The organism is Winogradskyella epiphytica, from assembly GCF_003217215.1.
In the GTDB taxonomy this organism is placed as follows: domain Bacteria; phylum Bacteroidota; class Bacteroidia; order Flavobacteriales; family Flavobacteriaceae; genus Winogradskyella; species Winogradskyella epiphytica.
Genome location: NZ_QJTD01000002.1, coordinates 679,529 through 700,607, shown reverse-complemented (window position 1 = coordinate 700,607; position 21,079 = coordinate 679,529). Strand labels below are relative to the sequence as shown.

Sequence of the window (21,079 nt, the reverse complement as noted above, 5' to 3'; positions counted from 1 at the left end):
TTACATTTGTAGTTACAAAAAATTGAAAATACTATGGGATTATTCAAAAAGAATCCTTTCGGACATATACTTTGGGTTAAAAAATGGTTGATTAGATTGTTAGGTGTGTTTACACACAGACGATTTAGAGGTTTTAACGAATTACAGATTGAAGGCTCTGAAATTATAAAGAATCTTCCTGATACTAACGTCTTATTTATTTCCAATCACCAGACCTATTTCGCTGATGTGATTGCGATGTTTCATGTGTTTAATGCCAGTTTAAGTGGGCGATTGGATAACATCAAAAACGTTGGTTATTTATGGAATCCGAAGTTGAATCTCTATTATGTGGCCGCAAAGGAAACGATGAAATCTGGTTTACTTCCTAAAATATTTGCATATACAGGCTCCATTAGTATTGAGCGTACATGGCGAGCAAAAGGAAAGGACGTTAATAGACAAGTGAAAATGAGTGATATTACCATGATTAAGACCGCATTAAATGATGGTTGGGTAATTACTTTTCCACAGGGAACTACAACGCCGTTTAAGCCAATTAGAAAAGGAACAGCTCATATTATAAAAACTTATAAACCTGTTGTTGTTCCTATTGTAATTGATGGATTCAGACGTTCGTTCGATAAAAAAGGTCTTAGAGTTAAAAAGAAAAACATTTTTCAAACTTTTGAAATTAAAGAGCCTTTAGAAATCGATTACGAAAACGAATCTATTGACAGCATAGTTGAAAAAATAGAATATGCTATTGAGCAACATCCTTCATTCTTAAAGGTAATTCCGCAAGAGGAAATTGAAGAAAAAGAGCGTTTGAATAGAGAGTTACGTGAGATGTAGGTTGATTTTTTAGTTGTTAGTCGTTTGTTGTTAGAGTTTAGACGTTTGTTGTTTAGTTGTTAAACTCAATATCAGACTTATGTATTTTCGGAATTAATTTTTACTAGCACTTAAAGGAACTGTCAATGCTAAGCTTTTTTTAAGCTGTGCCAACCTCACCATACATTAAACGCATAAAAACGGTTGGCTTCTCATCATATTATTTAGAATAAAAAATAATTTTCAGTTTCAAAAATTTTACATTTCTCAAAACTTCCAACTTTCAAACCTCAAGTTTCTTTAGTTCGTTATAATTTCTGTTTAAACGCTTTAAGAGAATTCCATATAGAAGTTTATAGAACAACCAGAAGAGTAATAAACATACACCAGTTAGCAAGGTTACGGAAGCATATAAGACAAACATTTGCTTCGTATTAAAAGCATCTATTTGGTCATGGAATACCATATTCTGATTATATTCTAGGTATAATGAAAAAGGAATGGAAATAAAAATCATAACTAAATTATAGATGACGTAATACTTAATTACCTTTCGAGTTCTTAAGATTTTTTCCATTAGTTTTTTTGCGTTATCTGTTACTGAAATAGCTTTGTGAGAAGCATATAATAAGTACACAAAAACAAAAATGATAACGAAACTTAATACAGAAAGCGTAGTGAACCATGGATCCTTATAGCTCTCGGCCATTTGCTCATTAAATTTCGATTTAAATAAATACGGCAGGGTACTTATTAATATCCAAAAACCTAATTCGGCAAGACTTATATAATACAAGGTTCTTACAATCGATGAGGACTTCTTATGTAGCATTGGATAAATATCAGCGTCTGAATAATTTTTATATTCTGTCGTCGCCTTTTTCCAATCTTTCTTTAATAATTCTAATTCATCCATAATATTACGGATTTAGTATGGTTTTTAATTTTTTCTTTACACGATTCATTTTTACTCGTGCATTCACTTCAGTAATACCCAAAGTCGCGCTTATTTCCCTATAGTCTTTGTCTTCTAAATACAAGAAAACTAAGGCTTTTTCAATATCGTTTAGCTGATGTACTGCTTGGTATAACAGTTTAAGTTGTTGTTCTTCGGTATCGTCATAGTCTTCTGCTTTAATCTTAAATTGTACCGTATCAAAAGCTTGGGTATTAATCCGTCGTTTTGATTTTCGATATAAGGTAATGGCCGTATTTAATCCTACTCTGTACATCCACGTACTAAACTTAGCATCTCCTCTAAATTTAGGGTAGGCTCGCCAGAGCTGTATGGTTATTTCCTGAAACAAATCGTTATGAGCATCTGCATTGTTGGTATATAATCGACATACCTTATGTACAATGTTTTGATGCTTTTGCAACTGTTCTACAAAACTATGTTCTAGTTCTTTGTTCAATTGGTAAATAGGTTGGTTGTCTAATTAGTAGTTAGAGTTTCTAATTTGTTACAAATTTATTCAACTATTGTTTTAAAGTAGGATTTTTGTTTTCAGAATCCCTACTTTTGTGGGCCTAACATCAATCTACATTTAATGAATATTCCGCAGACAAACTTACCCAGAGTTGTCATTATAGGAGGAGGTTTTGCTGGTATTAATTTAGTGAAATCTTTAGCGAATAAAAACTTGCAAGTCGTATTAATAGACAAGCATAATTATCATACATTTCAACCTTTATTATATCAAGTGTCGAGTTCGGGTTTGGAGCCAGACTCTATCGCTTACCCTTTACGTAAGATTATAAAGAAGCATAAAACGACATTTTTTAGATTAACTGAGGTTGAACAGATTCTACCAGAACAAAATAAAATTATCACAAGCATTGGTCATTTAAGTTATGATTATTTGATAATGGCTACGGGAACGAAAACCAATTATTTCGGAAATAAGGCTATCAAAAACTTCAGTATGCCAATGAAGACGGTACCACAAGCTTTAAATATTCGTAGCCTTATATTACAGAATTTTGAGAAAGCAGCTATAGCAGACACCGAAGAGGAACGAAAAGCCTTTCTTAATTTTGTAATTGTTGGCGCTGGTCCAACAGGTGTAGAGCTCGCAGGAGCTATTGCAGAGCTGAAAAATAATATTTTACCTAGGGATTATCATGATTTAAACCCTGATGATATGCATATATATTTATTAGAAGGATCAGATCGCGTTTTACCTCCTATGAGCGCCCATGCTTCAAAAAAAGCTGAGAAATTTTTAAAGAAGTTAGGCGTGAAAGTCTATTGTAACACCATTGTAAAACATTATGACGGGTCAACGGTTACGACAGATTCAGATTTAATAATGGAGTCTGAAACTTTAATTTGGGCAGCGGGTGTTACAGGAGCACCAGTTCAAGGTTTAAAAGCAGAAGCTTTAGTAGAAAGGGGCAATCGGTACAAGGTGAATCAATTCAATCAAGTTGAAGAATATAGCAATATTTTTGCTATTGGTGATGTTGCACTAATGTCTACAGATGCCTATCCTAAAGGACATCCACAAGTGGCACAACCGGCTATTCAGCAAGGTAAATTATTGGGTGAAAATCTATTGCGATTAATAGATAATAAACCATTAAAGCCGTTTGTTTATAGGGATAAAGGCTCTATGGCTACAATTGGTCGAAATAAAGCCGTTGTAGATTTAAAGCATTATAAGTTTAGTGGATTTTTCGCTTGGTTCATTTGGATGTTTGTTCACTTAATGTCTTTAGTTGGATTTAGAAATAGGGTGATTATATTATTTAATTGGACTTACAATTATATCAATTTTGATAAGGCAGCCCGACTTATTATTAGACCTTTTAAGAAGTAGTTACCATTGAAATTGAAATTGAAACTGAAATTGAAATTGAACTTGAAATTGAAGTTGAAATAGAAGTTAAAAAAGTGACTTATGACTTCGGTCTAAAAAAAGGTAAGACTGAGTGAGAAAGTTTTCTTTCTTCGGGAAGATGGAAAAGGGGAAACAACAATCAATCTAACTTCAGTTTTAAAATTCCTATTACAATTAAATATTGAGCTAAAGCATAAGTAATCATGATGCTATAGTCCGAAAAGGGGATAGGCTGATAAAACTTATTTAAGGCTAAAATACTGTCCGATACAACAAAAAATAATGCGCCTAAAAAAACAAGTTGGTAACTGATTAGCGAGATAGTTCCTTTTCTTAAATAGGCTGTTGTAGCCATGAATAAAATTACCAACATATACAGAATTACAGGTATAAGCATGGTTCCTAAATGATCGATTAGAAAATAAAATATAGCTAAGGCATATAGCAGCAGTATAGCCAATATGCCTAAAACAGAACGTTGTTTATTCCTGTGTTTTAAAAATGCCAGAATATACATGATATGTGCTGTTAGAAAAGCGATTAGTCCAAAGGTGAAGTAGTGTTCTGACTTATCTACAAACATCAATAAGGTGTCTCCCATAACAGAGAATAACAAACCTAGTACCGTTAAAGTTTTTATACGTTTTGGTATAGATGCTGCTGCTTTTAAGTAAAAAATAATAAGACTGATTACAATAGCAGGTTTGGCAAAATAATGCCAATTTCGCAGTGTATCTGAACTGCCAGTATATAGTTCTACTAGTACAATAATGACGAATAGTATGCTGAATTGTTTTTCGGTTTTGGTTAACATGTTGGTTGTACTTTAATTAATTCTTATTAGTTATAGAGCGATGGTCTGTCTGTGTATCATTTTAATTCTCTTTCAGGAATTTGTATTTATTGGTTTTGTGAATGTTTGCGATACCCGTTCGCTCCGCTCGTGAATGGCTTAGTTAAGAGGGGAGGTTAGCTAAAATAAGCAATTGATTAATCTAGGTGGATTGAGGCATTATTCCTTTACGATTTTTTTTAGCGATTTTTTAGCTTCTTTTTTTAGCCTACTGTTTTTAGCGCTTGTTAATTCAGTTAAACGATCTATAGATTTTTTTGACTTTAATTTTCCAAGAGCACTGATTGCGTGTAGAGCAACTTCATCGTCATGTGTTAAGTCTAGCAATAGTTTTTCTGCTTCAGAATAGTATTTTTTTGTTTTTCCAAGAGCCATAACGAACATCTGTCTTGACACTCCATTACTTTTATTTTTTGAAATTGTACTTATTTGGCCAAAGTAGGTGTCAGAATAGAAGCACTCAAACCAATTGCCAATGCTCCAACCAATAGAATCTTTTTCTAGTTTGGGTTTTAACCTACTATAATATTCTAGTAATATTTTTTCGGAAATTCCTTTGGCGTTTTTAACCGTAATCGCTCTTATAATTCCGCTTTTTATCCAAGTGTCGCTTAACCGATCAGATACCAAAATTTCAAGTAAGCGTTCTATGTAGTGGTAATTGGTTTGATTAAAATTAATTAAATCGAATAGGCTAGAAACTTTAAACCCAGCTTTTCTTAATTCCATAGTTATATACTCATTTTCTTTATTTCGAATCCGTTGCGTTTCGTCGAAATTTGTGGAATCTTGTTCCTCTTTGATTCTAATAATTTGCTCAACCCATTCATCATTATTTTTTTTCATCCTATCCAAATTTTTAGTTTTTCATTTGGTAATTCTTGTTTAAATAATCGAGTGATAAACAAATTCGAATGTTTTACTTTCAATTTCTTTTGATTTTTGAATTCAATATAATAGATTCCACGTTCTGCGTTGTCAAGGGTCATTATTTTTTTTGCCCTTTCCCCAAACTCATATGATTGGAATTTCCATTTCGTAAGTCTTGGCGTTATAGTTTTACCATTTTCTTTGTTCCTAAATTGGATTGAAAAATCACCGACAGAAACACTCCAGCCTCCAAGTACTTTAATGCTATAACTTCCGACAGGTAATTCTATGGCTATATTTGATTCATAAATACCAATTGGGAATCGCATTTCTGTATACCTCAAATCAGTATTTATTATTTCCATTTCTTTTAGAACTTTGCTTCGATGAAGGAAACCTAAAATCTTTTTGTTAGGTGTTAGTTGATTATAACTATTCTTGACGTAAGGTCGTGCTCCATCTGTTGGCTCAAATTCCGTTTGCAAATATTCAATTTCGTCTTTATTTAATTCACGCACTGTTCCGTCATTCTCAACATAGACATATTTAAATTTTTCCTTTCCTGACTTCAATTTTCAGTACTGTGTTAAATATTATACATGGTATTTTTAGTAGAGTTTTATAATTCAGATGTAAATGGATTTTCAGTCACTTTTTTCATAGTGGTAAATTCATTTACAGTCCCATTATCAACTTTAATCCACATCGTGTCCTTTGTTTTATTTAGTTCATATTCATAATTCAAGTTGTTTTTTAAAATTATGTCTTTATGTTGAACCTGTTTGAGATAAATTTTACTTTCATCAACCTTCCATTTAGAATTCGTACGCATTTCTCCTCCGAAAGATTCCGTACTGACTGAATCCTTGTAAAAAGTCAAAGCAACTTTCGTGTGATGAGTTTCGTATGATTCCCAAATTCCGATTAAATTATTTTTCTGGTCATTGGTTCCACACCCAATCAGCGTTATGAATCCAATTGTCAATATAAATATTTTCGTGAGTTTCATCGAGTTACTGTTAACACTCAAATATATTCAATTCAACACAGAATACTTAAATTTTGCTTAAAACTGATTTTTATTTTGGACGGAAATTCAATCGCACTTAATAGATTCAGTTCCATGGCAAAGTTTATTTGTTGCTATATATTTTAAAAAAATGATTTTCAAACAAATATTATGTTGTAAAGTGTTGATTTTGAGTTAAACATGACGGATATCATATCTTTTAAGGCTTATGATGATTAATTTAATAGTAAAAAATAAAGGTCATGGAACTCAAGAAAAATATCAAAGCCAATGTAGGTCGGAATAGCAGTTTATACTTTGCTGTTGGCCTTAACGTTATGTTGCTCTTAACTTATTTAGGGTTAGAACATAAAACTTACGACAGAGGATCCACTAAGATTGATGTCTTAATGATTGATGAAATAGCGGATGAGGATATACCAATCACAACAATTAATATTCCGCCACCACCTCCACCGTCGCCACCACAAACTTTTACAGAGACTATTAAAATTGTAGACGATGTTGAAGATGTGGAAGAAACGGTCATTGAAAGTACAGAAATTAGTCAAGAAGATGTGATTGAAGAACGAGAAATTGAAATTGAAGAAGTAGCTGTTGAAGAAGTTGAAGAGGATATAGAGGTGCCGTTTGCCGTAATTGAAAAAGTACCACAATTTCCTGGCTGTACAGGAGATAATGAAGCCTTAAAAGCTTGCTTTCAAAAGAAAATGACTGAACATTTATTGAAAAATTTTAGATATCCTGAGACCGCTATAGACTTAAATATTCAAGGGAAAGTTTTTGTTTTCTTTTTAATTGACAAGAATGGGTATGTCACCAACGTGAAAAGTAGAGGCCCCGATAAATTATTGGAAAAGGAAGCGGAGCGCATTATAAACCTCTTACCTAAAATGGAGCCAGGGCAACAAAGGAATCGGAATGTAGGCGTCCCTTATAGCGTCCCTATCACTTTTAAGTTAAGAGATCAATAGTTGGCCACCAAAAAAAGCAACGTGTATAATAGTTATATGCTTTAGAGGTATGGATTTTTCTTAACGTACCAATTAAGCCAATCACCATTATATTCGAACGTACTTTCAACCTGCATTCCTATTTTTGTTAAAATAGTATTAGAAGCCATATTTTTGACATTGGCAACGGCGCAAATTTCATTAAGTTTTAGGTTTTTAAAACCGTATTCTAAGGAGGCCATTGCGGCTTCAGAAGCATAGCCTTTTCCCCAATATTGCTCTTTAATTCTAGTGCCTAAGTCGTAGTACGGAGTTGTAGATTTAAGCCCCTTGGCATACTTCAAGCCCGTCCAACCGATAAAGTGGTCCGTTAATTTATCAACAATGGCTAAACGTCCAAATCCCGAAATATTATATTGCTCCATAATGCTTAAGATCATGGCTTGAGATTGTTCAATTCTAGTAATAGGGCGTTGTCCAAGAAATGTATGAACATCAGGATTAGAATCTAATTCAAAGAAGTCAAGTGTATCATGCTCAGTGATGGGTCTTAAATAAAGACGCTCAGTTTCTATAATTTTGGAAGAGGTAATTGTATTATTGTACACTTGGTTATATTTATTTGGGATAATAAAAAAATGATCGGTCAGTACCTGGTAGTAATTTTTAAGCTATACGTTTGTAATCGGTAAGCAGTAATGGGTCTTAAACAATACATTTTGCCGCAACCCAAGCAGCTCGTGATTTGGTAGAGTTTTCAATTTACCCCGAAAACCACACCAAACAAAAAGGGGCTGGCACTCGCCCCGATCATTCCGCCTTTCGGCTTAATCTTTAAGCTCAGTGAGCCAATTAATTTCTTGAATCTTACTATCAATCTCTCTAAAAGCTCGACCTGTTTGATCCATTTCACTTTGTAGCTTTTTTATGTCAATAGTGGTTTTAAGGTTTTTCTCTCCACTATTATTTATTTGTGCTGCAAATCTTATGTTTCTTAACTTTTCCGAAAGCATTTTTAATGAATCGCGTTTAGCTAGCGCTTCCATAAGTGTGCCTTCGCCTTCAACATTAGTTTCGTTATTTGTTTTGTTTATTCGAATGATTAAGGTTTCTAAATCTTGTATGGCCTTTCTTAATTGTGCAAGTAGCTTATCTGGGTCTTCTTGAGGCAGCTTATCGTCAGATACTATTAATATAGGTCTTATTCTATTTTGAAGATGTTCAATTTTCTTCAATAGGTCTGCTCTTAATAAAAGTCCTTCAGCAAGTTTCATTTTTAAAGATTTAGTTTGTTATACTTCGAATAAGTCACATTTGAATTTCAAATCGGAGTCTGTTTAACCTTCGATTAGAAGTTCCACAAATTAAAGGTGTAAAGATACAAGAAATTGAAACTCCAATTACAGAATTGAAAAATGTATCTATAATACTTTGAAATTTTAAAATGTTTAGAGTACTAAAAATCTCTAGTATTTATTCAATAGGCCTAAAGTCTTGATTGCTAAAAGGAGAAGTTTCAGGTGTCTTTACTCTATTAAACTCATAACCTGTGGCTTGATGACATTGATTACAGGTATTAGTAAGAAAAGAAAAACTACTTTCAAACACATCGGTATTTTGCTGTGCAATAGCATTATTCACACTATCTAGAGCAGGTTTTATCATGTTTATCATTTCGATATCTTTTCTTCCAGCATGAAAAGTCTCAATATCTTCAACGGTCTCCATGAGTTCGTGAATTTCAAAATCGGCGAGTTTCCAATTTTCATTTTTTCCAGCAAACCATAGTTTGGAATGGTGGTATTGAAGAGTTTCCATAAAATCACCTAAACCAGGTTTGTAGGTGTCTGCCAATTTAATTTCTAAACTGTCTATTTTGCTTTGTAATGTTTTGATTTGATCCGTTTGTTGATTATTACAAGCGACAAGTCCAAAGCTGAATTAAATTAAAAAAGTGCGTTTCATTTCAGAGATTATTTTATGTTAACACTAATTAGAAAGCAATACATTTATCTATTGCTCACAACGATATCTATCATTTTTTACTAAGTTAACGAATATAATGTGAAAAGAAAATTTACAGGAATACTTAAAGCGTTCTGGGTAAAATAGCTAAAGAAAACAGTTCTTAATTATACGATTTCTAACTTCTGATAATATCGTTATATTCCTCAAAAAAGGCTTCAAATAAAGACATATTATCATTGAAGAATATCATAACATCTTGCCAGGTGTTTTTGTTATGAATGGATACTTTCTGATGTAGTGGTAAATAAATTCGTGATATTTCTTTACCATTTTCTAGAAAGTAAGCTTCTTCATATATCACCTCTGGCAAATATTCACCTTGTAAAATTCCTTTTAAAGCGACTAACTTTTCCCAACAATTAATACGGTTTTCGAGATCATCTTCAAGGTCTAATGCAACTAATGCCGACTTCGTGTCGAAATGAAATTTAAATGAAAGCCCTTTAATTTTAGTGTTATATAGGAGCCATTTCCTTGGAAAAGACTTTCCAAAACTGGTCCAAAATTCTTGTCGTATCTGTCTTGATTCTTCTTTTGAAAACAAAGCTTAAAGTTTTGAATTGATTAGATAAAATAAGCAATTAAAATTCCTAACGAGATGGCTACTAACTTAGATAAATTAAATTTATGACCTTCTCCAGTTTCAAATAAAATAGTTGTAGAGATATGTAGAAAAATACCTATTACAAAAGCATTTATCACATCAACGTAATTGACCATAATTGTAGCATGATGAGAAATATAAGTTCCTAGTGGTGTCATCGCTGCAAATGCTACTAAAAACGCTATAATCTGAAATCTGCTATAACTAGATTGTAATAAAAACGTAGTGATTAAAATGGCGATTGGAATTTTATGAACTAGAACACCATATACCATATCATTGTGTTGATGAATAGGAAAGCCTTCTAAAAAGCTATGAATACACAAGCTTACAAATAGCAACCATGGAAATTCGGTACTATCTTTATGGATGTGTATATGACCGTGTTCGGCTCCTTTGGAGAATAACTCCAAAATAATCTGAAGTAAAATCCCACACATGATATACAAGCCTGTATGTTTAGCATCTAAATGGTGATAAACTTCAGGAAGTAAATCGAAAAAGGTAAGCGCTAATAAAAATGCGCCACTAAAAGACAAGAGTAGTTTGGTATAGGTTGAATTTTGCTTTTTTGTTATTACAGCGATTATAACTCCAATAACAACGGCTAATAATGGTAACAAATAGCTTTTCATTCAGCGTTTACTTAAATATCATAATAAGTCGTTCGGATGTTTGCGGGTGATACTTACGTAATTTATAATCTCCAAAAACATCTAATAAATGTACTCCAGCTTTTTCAAAAAGAGCTTCAAAATCTTCTAAAGTAAACGCTTTTACACGCTCTTGAAATTGAAAAGACTCTCCGTCAGCTTCAAAACTTATATCTTTAATTATATATCCATCTTTATGGCTTCGTTTTTGGTGGAAGTCAATGCCTTCAACTGTTTTAACGTCTTCAGGAACTAAATTATCTATCACATAATTGACGTTCATAAAGTCAATAACTCCGAAACCAAAATCACTTAGTGCATCTCTTATCGACGCAATAGTGCTTAGGTTGCAACTCTCATCTTCAAAATACCCAAAGCTAGTAAATAGGTTAAAAACGGCATCAAAAGTATCAGGATATGGTTTGCTCATATCGTGTACGTCAAACTTTAAGGTTTCGTTCTCAAATTGCTTGGCGTGAGCAATACTTTGTTCAGATAAATCAATTCCAGTTACATTGAAACCTAGAGAATTTAAATAGATGGAATGTCTACCTTTTCCACAAGCTAAATCTAATATTTTACCTTTCTCTGGAATGTTGAGGTAGTTGGTAAGATTGTCCATAAACACTTGTGCTTCGGCGTAATCTCTATCTTTATATAAAATATGGTAGTAAGGTGTATCAAACCATGAAGCGTACCATTGTTGCGTTGATTGTGTCATTATTTATTTCCTACTTATGCAGGAATTCTATTTTTAATTAATTGTTGTTTGTATGAGACCTATAAACTCATCATATTTGATATCGAAACGAATAATTTCTTCATTTAGATTCGTAAAAACCTTGTAAAGGTATGCACAACTTTTAATTAAAGTTGGGTTGCGAGGCATCCAAAGTAAAAAATTAGGATTGCATCCTGCAAAAATACTGTATTTTTGCAATTTATTTAGAGGAACAGATGGACAATAATTTTAAGATGGTCGCCAAAACTTTATTTGGCTTCGAAGATATTTTAGCAAAGGAACTTACACAGCTTGGAGCCATGAATGTGGAGAAGGGTGTTAGGAATGTGAGTTTCGTTGGAGACAAAGGCTTTATGTATAAAGCGAATCTCGGCATTAGAACTGCCATAAAAATCTTAAAACCTATACATTCCTTTAGAGTTAATAGAGAAGAAGACCTCTATAAAAATGTAAAAGCTATTAAATGGGAAGATTATTTAAAACCTACTGGTTCTTTAGCTGTTGATGCTACAGTACATAACAGTGTTTTTACCCATTCACAATACACCGCTTTAAAAACAAAGGATGCGATTGTTGATAGATTTAGAGAAAATGGAGGTGTGCGTCCAGATGTTGATTTACGTTTTCCGGATTTAAAAATTAACGTACATATAGATCGTAGAGTTTGTACAATTTCCTTAGATACATCTGGGGAATCTTTGCATCGACGTGGGTATAAATCAGCTACAAATATTGCACCTATTAACGAGGTTTTAGCAGCTGGTTTAATTATAATGAGTGGTTGGGACGGACAAACGGATTTTATGGATCCTATGTGTGGTAGTGGAACCATGTTGGCCGAAGCCGCTATGATTGCTTGTAATATTCCACCAAACCTAATGCGCAAGGAATTTGCTTTTGAGCGTTGGGAAGATTGGGATGTGGATTTGTTTGAAAAGATCGAGGATTCTTTAATGAAGAAAGTGCGTGATTTTCATCATAAAATTATTGGTTACGACAAGTCGCCGTCGGCAGTAGCTAAGGCAAAAGAAAACATAAAGAATGCACATTTAGATGAATTCATTCATATTCAGCATGAAGATTTCTTTAAAACTCAAAAAGGTGGTGACGAAAAACTTCATATGGTTTTTAATCCTCCATATGGAGAGCGATTAGAAAACTTAAATGTTGAAGAATTTTATGCGAATATTGGTTCGACATTAAAGCACGGTTACCCTAATACGAATGCTTGGTTGATTACATCTAATCTGGAAGCTTTAAAATTTGTTGGACTTAGACCTTCAAGAAAAATAAAAGTATTTAACGCGAAGCTTGAGGCGAGATTAGTGAAATACGAAATGTATGAAGGAAGCCGAAAGGCCAAGAAACAATAGGTAGTATTGAGTTATAGTTGATTTAGTAAAAGTTTTTATAGAATTTCTTGCTTAAAATTGCCTTAAGACTCTAATTCTTCTAATTGCATATTATAATCATACTGCAAGTCTTCATGTAATACGCTTATCTTTTTCTTAATTGAAAGAATTTGGCGTTCATACAAATTACTCAAAGTGATGTTTTTATGTATTGACGGTTTTAATTCATTTAAACGTTCACAGAAATAGAGAAGAAGTTCAACTTCCGTAGTTTTCTTTAGAGAATAGCGACTATAAACCCGTATTTGTCTTAATATCTTTCGAATTGTTTTTTTCATATAGAAATAACTATCGGTATTGATGCCTTCAAACAGTTCGTCTAAACTTAATTTAACGCTTGCAATATAACCGTCTTCATCATGAGCTTCGAACAGTAAATAGGTGAGGAGTGCTTTATTTTCTTTCTTGAATTTTCCTAGACGTAAACACAATTCCAAAAGCTCTTCCTTAGGAAGGTGTTTTAATTCCTTTTTTATAGTAACTATTGATTCAATCTTCATAATATAAAATTAAACTATTTTCTAAGATTTAGAAGTTAGGATAAGCCAAAAATAAAAGCAGTCTATTACCAATGAATAGACTGCTTTTTTATGTTTATTTCACCAAGTGAAAATTATCTCAATTTCGGGAAATTAGTAGGATTTGTTTCGTGCATAACATTGTAAACTGCTTCAAAAATATCTTCTGTAGAAGGTTTTGAGAAGTAATCACCATCAGATCCATAAGCCGGTCTGTGTGGCTTAGCCGCCAATGTTTTAGGTTGACTATCTAAAAACTGATAGGCATTTTGTTTGTTTAATACTTGGTCTAGAATATAGGCTGAAGCACCACCTTCAACATCTTCGTCAATAACCATCACACGATTTGTTTTAGCAATACTCTTTACAATATCATGATTAAGGTCAAATGGTAATAAAGACTGTACATCAATAATTTCAGCATCAATACCAACTTCCTGCAATTCTTTAGCCGCTTCCTCTACTAATCGTAGGGTAGAGCCATAAGAGATTAAAGTAATATCTTCACCTTCTCTAAGTGTTTCAACGACTCCAATAGGTGTTTTAAATTCGCCAATATTATTAGGTAATTTCTCTTTAAGTCTATAACCGTTTAAGCATTCAACTACTAAAGCAGGTTCATCGCTCTCTAATAATGTATTATAAAAACCAGCAGCTTTAGTCATGTCACGTGGTACTAATACGTGTATTCCTCTAACTAGGTTCAATATACCACCCATTTGAGAACCTGAATGCCAAATACCTTCTAAACGGTGTCCGCGAGTTCTTACAATTAATGGTGCTTTTTGACGACCTTTAGTTCTATATTGAACCGTTGCCAAATCATCACTCATAATTTGAAGCGCATACATGATATAATCTAAGTATTGAATTTCAGCAATAGGTCTTAATCCACGCATGGCCATTCCTATTCCTTGACCAACAATAGTCGCTTCTCTAATTCCTGTATCAGAAACTCTTAGTACACCATATTTTTCTTGCAAACCTTCTAAACCTTGGTTCACATCGCCAATATATCCGGCGTCTTCTCCAAAGATTAATGCTTCAGGGTATTTATTGAATAGTGCATCAAAGTTGTCTCTTAAAACAATACGTCCATCTACGACTTCAGCATTTTCATCATAAGTAGGAACAACTTCCGATTGATTTAAAGCATTTAATTCAGATTCACTATGTAAGTGAGAACTGTATTTAGGTTGAATGGTATTTATATAATTCGTAATCCAATTTTGAAGTGCTGTTTTTTCATTTGAATCTTCAGAAATCACATAACGCAGTGCCTTACGCGATATAGAAAGAACATCTTTTCTCAGAGGCTCGCCTATCTGTGCTAAATCATTTCTTAGTTTCGTGATAAACACGGCATTTGCACTTGTGGCGGCTAATTGATCTAATAGAGCAAGTGCTTCTGAACGCTCTTCTATTATTGGGTTGATGAAAGCAGACCAAGCGGATTTTTTGCCATCTCTTACTGCTTTTTTAATTGATTTTTCTAATTCCGTAAGCTCTTCATCCGTAGCAATATTATTTGCAATCATCCACTGACGCATCTGTGCATTACAGTCGTACTCAGTTTCCCAAGCTAAACGCTCTTTAGATTTATAACGCTCATGAGACCCTGATGTTGAATGGCCTTGAGGTTGAGTTAACTCTTGAACATGAATCATAACAGGAACATGTTCTTTACGAGCAATTTTCGCAGCGCGTTGGTAAGTATCAATTAACTCAGGGTAATTCCAACCGTCAACTCTAAAGATTTCATAACCTTTAGCGTTCTCATCACGTTGGAAACCTTTTAATATTTCGGATATATTTTCTTTAGTTGTTTGATGTTTAGCATGTACAGAAATACCGTAGTTATCATCCCAAATACTAATTACCATTGGGACTTGTAGAACACCCGCAGCATTTATAGTTTCAAAAAATAGGCCTTCACTTGTACTGGCATTACCAATAGTTCCCCATGCTATCTCATTTCCTTCTTTGGAAAAATTAGTTGTATCTATACCTTTTACTTTTCGGTATATTTTAGATGCTTGTGCCAATCCTAATAAGCGAGGCATTTGTCCTGCAGTAGGAGAAATATCAGAACTTGAATTCTTTTGTTCGGTCAAGTTTTTCCAATTGCCATTATCGTCTAAACTATGCGTAGAAAAATGGCCACCCATTTGTCTTCCAGCAGACATTGGTTCATCTTTTAAATCGGTATTGGCATAAAGACCAGCGAAAAACTGTTCAATTGTTAACTCGCCAATGGCCATCATAAAGGTTTGATCTCTATAGTATCCAGATCTAAAGTCACCATTTTTAAAAGATTTTGCCCAAGCCAATTGTGGAACCTCTTTACCGTCTCCAAAAATTCCAAATTTCGCTTTACCAGTTAACACTTCTCTACGACCTAAAAGACTACATTCTCGACTGGTTACAGTAAGTTCATAATCCTTTAAAACTTCAGCTTTAAAATCTTCAAAAGTAATCTCAGTTTTTGTGTTAGGGTTTGTTTTCATTTAGGCAGAATTTAAGTGTTAATCTTGATAAACTTCAAAGTAACCGCATAAGTCGATTACTTCTCTTTTAATTTAAATTATAAACAACACTATGGTTAGGGTTGAGCTTTTAGTTTATAAAGCTTAAAAGAATTATATCAGGTTTTAAAAACCTTCATTTTAGAATTTTATTAAGCCCAACAAAAGTACGAAAATTTATAATTTGGTGCAATAGTCTTTGGTGTTATAATATTGTATTATTCGTAAAGAAATTGTTGTTTTATTGATAATTATGCAACTGAGTTAGGTATTTTAACATTTCAGTACGAATCTGTTAATACCACTTTCTTCTGAAAAGACCTAGGAGAACTTGAGGGTCTACTGTAAACATAAAACGTATACTTTGATCGTAGTTAGGTTGACCAATTTCCCAGCCAAGGTTGGAATAGATAGGGAAGTAAACTTCAAAATAATCTTCGACTAAACTTAATCTGATCCCAGAATCATACATGAATTTTGGGTTGCTGAATTTATTTTTCACCATACCTAAATCTCCATATACTTGGATATAGCGCCATATAGATGTGCTAAAATTGGCAGTGGTCATCCATTGATTAGCGAAGGGCGTTTCTAATTTTGATTTAAAACCACCTTCAGCAATGATAATCTGTTGACTAAATATTCCAGCATTTTCAGAACGTCCTAAATAATTTAAATCGAATAAATAATCTGTAGGACGGTCTAAGGCAAAGCTAAAATAATCTGAATTTGGATCTGAGTTATTTCCTAAAAAGACACCTGCAAAAATTCTTAAATTTATATTTCTATTGCTTTTCGTAAGTTTTCTGAATTCATAATTAACGGAAAGCTTACTAAATTTATCAGCTAATTGAAAGTCTGTATTAAACCTGGAGTAATTTATAATTCCAGGATTGGAATGGGTATAACGAAGGTTGAAAACTCCGTAATCTGGTTCATCAATAACCACGGTTGCCAAATCACCAATTTCCCTATCGATACTCACATATCTGGCCATAATTTGATCAACTTTATTTGATCTAAAGTCTGTATCATCTCTAAAGCTAAATGTTATAGATGGTCGTATTCTTGTAAAGTAGGCATCTTTCGCAAAGGATTGATAACCTGCAGAAATCCCATAAGTTATATCAAAGAGATTTCTGTTTTCAAGATTGTGAGTATAATATATAGAGGTTGAACCAGTTAATGATTTTGATCGTGTTCCATATTGTGGTGAAAATCTATAATTTAATTTTTTACGCAATAGCGTCTTGTTATACACTTTAGCTCCTAAAGTTAGTCCATCATAAATATTATTGAACTCTACTAAAGGCATAAAGAAAAGCTGATTGTAGTTAGGGTCTTCAACATCTTTAAATAATCTAACTTGTAATGGTTTATCGTTTAGAAAAGAGCCGTTGACCGCTTTGTAATTATCACGCTGATTATATTCTGGTATCACATTATCGTAGTCTAAGGCAAACTTTTCAGTATCGTCTTTTGGAAGACTAATGGTTTTAGTTCCTATAATGTTCTCAACCCACAAGACATCTGTAACCGTATCATTTTTTAGCTTATAAACAGAAACCGGCATGCTGTTGTTTCTCTTGTTTCTTAATGTGAGTATTATTGAGTCTTCTGTGGTTTCTACAGATTTAATTTTAAAATCAATCTTTTTCCGAGTGTTTACGTAGTCGGTAAAAAACCAATTAATGTCTTTATTTGTCTTTGAACTTATAAATTTTCTAAAATCATTAATAGTAGTGGGTTTCAATTGATTTTTATGAACAAATTCTGTTATAAGATCAGATAAGTTGATGTCTTCTGTAAACTGGTCTAAGTAATTTAACCCAACTCCAGCCTTATATTTACCCGCAATATTGCTATTAAACTTGGTTAAAGAATCTTTTGCCGTTGTTAGCGGTTGGTCTCTATTCTTTCGAGCAATTTCCATGGAATATAAGAAATACTGAAAGTTGAATTTTAAATCGGCCGCATGAAATGAACGTATTCCCCATATATCAGCTAAAGATCCAAATAATTTCATATCGGGATAATATTCTTCAACATATTTGATGAGATAATAGATTTGCAAGCCTTCGCTCAACCAATGTTCATCTCTAGGGTGAAGAAGTAGAACATTGTCTATGTATTTTTTTAAGGCTGTTTTAAGAAGTTTTAACTCGTATTGAAAATCGTCCGGAAAGGGCCTGAAAAAATCAGGTAATTGATTAAGACCGTATAGCGGATTTTTATTGTAATCTATAGCAGTTACCAATAGTTGCTTATGTGGATATTCACCGAGATGTGTGCTGAGATATCGCGTTATTTTGTCTGTTAATATGGCTTTAGCAGTGCTTGTTAATCCTTTTTCACTAATATCTGAAATTAGTATAAAATCATCGGTTTGTACAAAACGATATGGTGGAAATTTGTGTAAAGATAAATAGGTGTCAATACGATCCTTTCCTGATAATATTGTGGTTTGCGCTCTATTATCGTTATTAACTTCCATTGATTTAAAATCCAACTCAGAAGTTACTCTATAATTTCTTGGGTGTGTGATGCTAAGAACGATGTCAGATTTTGGGATAAAGAGATCATCCAAATTTTTATTACTGTAATAATGCCATTTGCCATCATATACAGCAGGTGTGATATACCAATATTTTAGGTCGAAATCTTTTGATTTAGTATAACCGTAACCTGTAAATGATGCATCAGGAATCATAAGTAAGAAGTTGAGACTTATGGTATAAGATTCATTAGGCAATAAAGGAAGGTCTAATTTGACTTTTAATACATCGGGATGCTCTTTTAAGCGTTCAAATTCTAAAGGAATATTGGTGATATTATCTTTCATTGAAGTAACTACGGTGAAACCACGTTCTTCACTTTTAGCTAAATGAAATTTGGTGCTAAATTCTTCTTCAAAGCGCTTTGCTAGAGGTGTGGTTTTGGTCGAATAACTATTATTCCAATCATTTAAATAGATGGTTTTGAGGGTGTCTGAAGTGGTGTTTTTATAAATAATAGACTGCTCAACGGAAATCGTTTTCGTTTCTACTTGAATATTGGCCTTTATCTCCATACGGTTTTGAGCCACAATAGAGCAGCTGAAAAAAAGAAAAAGGACTGCAATAAACTGATAATTATTCAATTAGAAACTATAAATTTAATTGGATTGGTATTGCTGTTAGAGACGTTTAGAAAATACATCCCATCACTCAAATCTGAAACATTAATTTGTTGTGTAACGTCTGAATTTAATTGAACTGATTTCACCATTTGTCCTAAATTATTATAGATAAACAAACCTTGATTGTACAATTCAGAAGCTTCAATAGTGAGTATTAAATTTTCATTTATAATAGTAGATTCTAAAGCGAAACGATTTGATGGAGTAAACTCGTGAACACTTAAAAATGTAGCTTCTGTTTCTAAAGACAAGGTCACTGGAAGATGATCGCTAAAGTTATGAATTGCATTTCTGAGTTCATAAGAAAACGGTGAATCTGCTGTGCCACAATCAGTGGAATTGATCGCTCGATTTCTACAGGATTCTAGTTCGTTATTTCCGTAAGATTGATAAGACTCTGGAACATAAGTTATATTTGAATTATTAATCATGTTTTCGGAGGTTAAGATAAAATCAAAACGATCGTCGAAACCACCTGAAGCACCACCCATTCCAGACTGTGTACGAGTAGATTGTGTAAACACATCAATATAACTAGAATTATTATGCCAGTTTCCAAGTCTGTTGACTGGATCTATTAGTGCAATATTGTTACTATCACTTAGTAATGTTTGGAAAGCGGGTTCCGAAACTGTATAAACATTCAGATCTCCACCTAAAAGGATATTAGTATCTGCAGGTAAGGTGGTTAGAAAGTCTTGTAAGTCTAAAACCATCTCAAAACGTTTTTGAGCGTTATAGGTGCCACTTGAAGCTTTCAAGTGGCAAACTATAACGTAAATCTCAATAGGGTCTGTATCCTGATTAACTGTATTTAATTTAATGCGATAAACATTAAAGTCCCTTAAGTAGGTGGGAACAATAATTTGTTCTTCCAAACTAAATTTCGAGCTATTATAGAAGAACATGTTCTGTAAATCATTTTGATCCCCACTCAAATCATCGGATGAATTCGGAATGAAATTTGCCATTTCAAATTCAGAACTAACTACTGTTTGTGTGATATTTAAAATATCTATCGCTCCTGTCAAATTGTTTAGCTCACAGACTAAAAATAAATCCGGCTGATAAAATAAATCCGGCTGATAGTCAGCTAATATATAAGCTAAATCGACTTCACGATTAGGCACTGCATCTTCTAAAGGGTAGTTTAGTAAATTATAAAACATAACCTTTACTGTTTCTTGTGCAGGAACATGAAAAATAGCACATAAAAACAAAGTAAAGAAAACTAACCTTTTCTTTTTCATAGCAGTGAATTTCAATAAGATAGTTTTCTTAGAAATTTGGACTTAAGTCATATTCTTTATAGAAATCGTTTAGGATATCAATTACCTCATCTGTGGTATCTACTACGTGAATTAAATCTAAATCAGACGCACTAATATTTCCAGCATCTAGTAAAGTTGTTTTAATCCATTCAAATAAACCACCCCAAAATTCTGTACCTACAAGTATGATAGGGAATGTTTCAATTTTATGTGTTTGGATAAGCGTGATAGCTTCGAATAATTCATCTAAAGTACCAAAGCCTCCAGGCATTACAACGAAGCCTTGAGAGTATTTAACAAACATAACCTTACGTACGAAGAAATAGTCAAAGTCTAAGCTTTTATCTGAATCTATATAAGGATTGTCATGTTGTTCAAAAGGAAGTTCTATGTTTAAACCAACAGATGTACCACCTGCGATATGAGCACCTTTATTTCCAGCTTCCATAATTCCAGGTCCGCCACCTGTAATTACACCATAACCATTATCTACTATTTTTTGAGCAACTTCTTCCGCTAGTTTGTAGTATTTATGATCAGGTTTGGTTCTAGCTGACCCAAAAATAGAAACGCAAGGTCCGATTTTGCTTAGTTTTTCATAACCATTGACAAATTCACCCATGATTTTAAAAATCGCCCAAGAGTCATTTGATTTTATTTCGTTCCACCTTTTACTGTTAATTTCTTTATGCATAAAACTTATATGATTTAATATTACACTATAAAAGCCATAAGTTACTATGGCTTTATCTAAAAAATAAGACTTCCAAAGTTAAGGTAAATTGA

Annotated in this window: 21 protein-coding genes; 4 read left to right on the top strand and 17 right to left on the bottom strand. The window is 33.1% G+C overall.

Translation table 11 applies throughout. The features are described from left to right. The first annotated feature begins 33 nt into the window (after positions 1-33). Complete coding sequence (locus DFQ11_RS08275; protein ID WP_110475379.1) at positions 34-834, top strand: lysophospholipid acyltransferase family protein; 801 nt, start codon at positions 34-36, stop codon at positions 832-834. Between the two features lie 262 nt (positions 835-1,096). Here DFQ11_RS08275 and DFQ11_RS08270 read toward each other — a convergent pair whose 3' ends face one another. Both DFQ11_RS08270 and DFQ11_RS08265 read right to left on the bottom strand, forming a co-directional pair. Further along, complete coding sequence (locus DFQ11_RS08270) at positions 1,097-1,729, bottom strand: hypothetical protein (RefSeq protein WP_110475378.1); 633 nt, start codon at positions 1,727-1,729, stop codon at positions 1,097-1,099. Positions 1,730-1,733: 4 nt separating this feature from the next. Then, positions 1,734-2,228, bottom strand: a complete 495-nt coding sequence (locus DFQ11_RS08265) for an RNA polymerase sigma factor (protein ID WP_110475377.1) — start codon at positions 2,226-2,228, stop codon at positions 1,734-1,736. Positions 2,229-2,363: 135 nt separating this feature from the next. Here DFQ11_RS08265 and DFQ11_RS08260 point away from each other — a divergent pair, with 135 nt between their 5' ends. Then, positions 2,364-3,635 (top strand): NAD(P)/FAD-dependent oxidoreductase, encoded by a 1,272-nt coding sequence (locus DFQ11_RS08260; protein WP_110475376.1) that lies wholly within the window; start codon positions 2,364-2,366, stop codon positions 3,633-3,635. A gap of 160 nt (positions 3,636-3,795) precedes the next feature. Here the strand turns inward: DFQ11_RS08260 and DFQ11_RS08255 are convergent, their stop codons facing one another. The 4 genes from DFQ11_RS08255 to DFQ11_RS08240 form a co-directional block, all read right to left on the bottom strand. Beyond that, positions 3,796-4,470 (bottom strand): lysoplasmalogenase, encoded by a 675-nt coding sequence (locus DFQ11_RS08255; RefSeq protein WP_110475375.1) that lies wholly within the window; start codon positions 4,468-4,470, stop codon positions 3,796-3,798. 198 nt (positions 4,471-4,668) lie between these two features. Further along, positions 4,669-5,355, bottom strand: coding sequence for a HEAT repeat domain-containing protein (locus tag DFQ11_RS08250; RefSeq protein ID WP_110475374.1), 687 nt, complete (start codon positions 5,353-5,355; stop codon positions 4,669-4,671). After that, the gene (locus DFQ11_RS08245; RefSeq protein ID WP_110475373.1) at positions 5,352-5,951 is read right to left on the bottom strand and encodes a hypothetical protein; all 600 of its coding nucleotides are present in this window, start codon (positions 5,949-5,951) and stop codon (positions 5,352-5,354) included. The genes DFQ11_RS08250 and DFQ11_RS08245 overlap by 4 nt, the downstream gene beginning before the upstream one ends. 47 nt (positions 5,952-5,998) lie before the next feature. Continuing rightward, positions 5,999-6,388, bottom strand: coding sequence for a hypothetical protein (locus DFQ11_RS08240; RefSeq protein WP_110475372.1), 390 nt, complete (start codon positions 6,386-6,388; stop codon positions 5,999-6,001). Positions 6,389-6,651: 263 nt separating this feature from the next. Between DFQ11_RS08240 and DFQ11_RS08235 the strand changes: the two genes are divergently transcribed. Continuing rightward, positions 6,652-7,383, top strand: a complete 732-nt coding sequence (locus tag DFQ11_RS08235) for an energy transducer TonB (RefSeq protein ID WP_110475371.1) — start codon at positions 6,652-6,654, stop codon at positions 7,381-7,383. A 41-nt stretch (positions 7,384-7,424) separates the two neighbouring features. Here the strand turns inward: DFQ11_RS08235 and DFQ11_RS08230 are convergent, their stop codons facing one another. The 6 genes from DFQ11_RS08230 to DFQ11_RS08205 form a co-directional block, all read right to left on the bottom strand. Further along, positions 7,425-7,970 carry a GNAT family N-acetyltransferase gene (locus DFQ11_RS08230; RefSeq protein ID WP_229791248.1) on the bottom strand — a complete coding sequence of 182 codons (546 nt, stop codon included), beginning with the start codon at positions 7,968-7,970 and terminating at the stop codon, positions 7,425-7,427. A gap of 219 nt (positions 7,971-8,189) precedes the next feature. Beyond that, the gene (locus DFQ11_RS08225; RefSeq protein WP_110475370.1) at positions 8,190-8,636 is read right to left on the bottom strand and encodes a DIP1984 family protein; all 447 of its coding nucleotides are present in this window, start codon (positions 8,634-8,636) and stop codon (positions 8,190-8,192) included. 199 nt (positions 8,637-8,835) lie between these two features. Continuing rightward, positions 8,836-9,216, bottom strand: a complete 381-nt coding sequence (locus tag DFQ11_RS08220; RefSeq protein ID WP_110475369.1) for a hypothetical protein — start codon at positions 9,214-9,216, stop codon at positions 8,836-8,838. A gap of 289 nt (positions 9,217-9,505) precedes the next feature. After that, positions 9,506-9,934, bottom strand: a complete 429-nt coding sequence (locus DFQ11_RS08215) for a DUF4268 domain-containing protein (protein ID WP_110475368.1) — start codon at positions 9,932-9,934, stop codon at positions 9,506-9,508. A gap of 20 nt (positions 9,935-9,954) precedes the next feature. After that, positions 9,955-10,629: a ZIP family metal transporter gene (locus DFQ11_RS08210; RefSeq protein ID WP_110475367.1), complete on the bottom strand. Its 675-nt coding sequence runs from the start codon at positions 10,627-10,629 to the stop codon at positions 9,955-9,957. A gap of 7 nt (positions 10,630-10,636) precedes the next feature. Then, positions 10,637-11,368 (bottom strand): class I SAM-dependent methyltransferase, encoded by a 732-nt coding sequence (locus DFQ11_RS08205; RefSeq protein ID WP_110475366.1) that lies wholly within the window; start codon positions 11,366-11,368, stop codon positions 10,637-10,639. A 236-nt stretch (positions 11,369-11,604) separates the two neighbouring features. On the opposite strand from DFQ11_RS08205, the gene DFQ11_RS08200 reads away from it, so the two are divergent. Continuing rightward, entirely contained in the window at positions 11,605-12,762 is a 1,158-nt protein-coding gene (locus tag DFQ11_RS08200) for a THUMP domain-containing class I SAM-dependent RNA methyltransferase (protein WP_110475365.1), read from the top strand. A 62-nt stretch (positions 12,763-12,824) separates the two neighbouring features. On the opposite strand, the gene DFQ11_RS08195 is transcribed toward DFQ11_RS08200, so the two are convergent. The 5 genes from DFQ11_RS08195 to DFQ11_RS08175 all read right to left on the bottom strand — a co-directional run bounded on the left by DFQ11_RS08195 (position 12,825) and on the right by DFQ11_RS08175 (position 20,987). After that, positions 12,825-13,301, bottom strand: coding sequence for a hypothetical protein (locus tag DFQ11_RS08195; protein ID WP_110475364.1), 477 nt, complete (start codon positions 13,299-13,301; stop codon positions 12,825-12,827). 113 nt (positions 13,302-13,414) lie between these two features. Next, complete coding sequence (locus tag DFQ11_RS08190) at positions 13,415-15,826, bottom strand: alpha-ketoacid dehydrogenase subunit alpha/beta (protein ID WP_110475363.1); 2,412 nt, start codon at positions 15,824-15,826, stop codon at positions 13,415-13,417. A gap of 313 nt (positions 15,827-16,139) precedes the next feature. After that, the gene (locus DFQ11_RS08185; RefSeq protein WP_233487599.1) at positions 16,140-18,914 is read right to left on the bottom strand and encodes a gluzincin family metallopeptidase; all 2,775 of its coding nucleotides are present in this window, start codon (positions 18,912-18,914) and stop codon (positions 16,140-16,142) included. A 65-nt stretch (positions 18,915-18,979) separates the two neighbouring features. Beyond that, the gene (locus DFQ11_RS08180; protein WP_110475361.1) at positions 18,980-20,272 is read right to left on the bottom strand and encodes a T9SS type A sorting domain-containing protein; all 1,293 of its coding nucleotides are present in this window, start codon (positions 20,270-20,272) and stop codon (positions 18,980-18,982) included. 28 nt (positions 20,273-20,300) lie between these two features. Next, on the bottom strand, positions 20,301-20,987 hold the full coding sequence (locus tag DFQ11_RS08175; protein ID WP_110475360.1) for an LOG family protein: 687 nt from the start codon (positions 20,985-20,987) through the stop codon (positions 20,301-20,303). Between the last annotated feature and the right edge of the window lie 92 nt (positions 20,988-21,079).

Coding starts and splice junctions, on each gene's coding strand:
- DFQ11_RS08275 (WP_110475379.1), top strand. CDS start 34: ATGGGATTATTCAAAAAGAATCCTTTCGGACATATACTTTGGGTTAAA.
- DFQ11_RS08270 (WP_110475378.1), bottom strand. CDS start 1,729: ATGGATGAATTAGAATTATTAAAGAAAGATTGGAAAAAGGCGACGACA.
- DFQ11_RS08200 (WP_110475365.1), top strand. CDS start 11,605: ATGGACAATAATTTTAAGATGGTCGCCAAAACTTTATTTGGCTTCGAA.
- DFQ11_RS08255 (WP_110475375.1), bottom strand. CDS start 4,470: ATGTTAACCAAAACCGAAAAACAATTCAGCATACTATTCGTCATTATT.
- DFQ11_RS08185 (WP_233487599.1), bottom strand. CDS start 18,914: ATGGAGATAAAGGCCAATATTCAAGTAGAAACGAAAACGATTTCCGTT.
- DFQ11_RS08195 (WP_110475364.1), bottom strand. CDS start 13,301: ATGAAGATTGAATCAATAGTTACTATAAAAAAGGAATTAAAACACCTT.
- DFQ11_RS08175 (WP_110475360.1), bottom strand. CDS start 20,987: ATGCATAAAGAAATTAACAGTAAAAGGTGGAACGAAATAAAATCAAAT.
- DFQ11_RS08225 (WP_110475370.1), bottom strand. CDS start 8,636: ATGAAACTTGCTGAAGGACTTTTATTAAGAGCAGACCTATTGAAGAAA.
- DFQ11_RS08260 (WP_110475376.1), top strand. CDS start 2,364: ATGAATATTCCGCAGACAAACTTACCCAGAGTTGTCATTATAGGAGGA.
- DFQ11_RS08190 (WP_110475363.1), bottom strand. CDS start 15,826: ATGAAAACAAACCCTAACACAAAAACTGAGATTACTTTTGAAGATTTT.
- DFQ11_RS08250 (WP_110475374.1), bottom strand. CDS start 5,355: ATGAAAAAAAATAATGATGAATGGGTTGAGCAAATTATTAGAATCAAA.
- DFQ11_RS08235 (WP_110475371.1), top strand. CDS start 6,652: ATGGAACTCAAGAAAAATATCAAAGCCAATGTAGGTCGGAATAGCAGT.
- DFQ11_RS08180 (WP_110475361.1), bottom strand. CDS start 20,272: ATGAAAAAGAAAAGGTTAGTTTTCTTTACTTTGTTTTTATGTGCTATT.
- DFQ11_RS08205 (WP_110475366.1), bottom strand. CDS start 11,368: ATGACACAATCAACGCAACAATGGTACGCTTCATGGTTTGATACACCT.
- DFQ11_RS08210 (WP_110475367.1), bottom strand. CDS start 10,629: ATGAAAAGCTATTTGTTACCATTATTAGCCGTTGTTATTGGAGTTATA.
- DFQ11_RS08240 (WP_110475372.1), bottom strand. CDS start 6,388: ATGAAACTCACGAAAATATTTATATTGACAATTGGATTCATAACGCTG.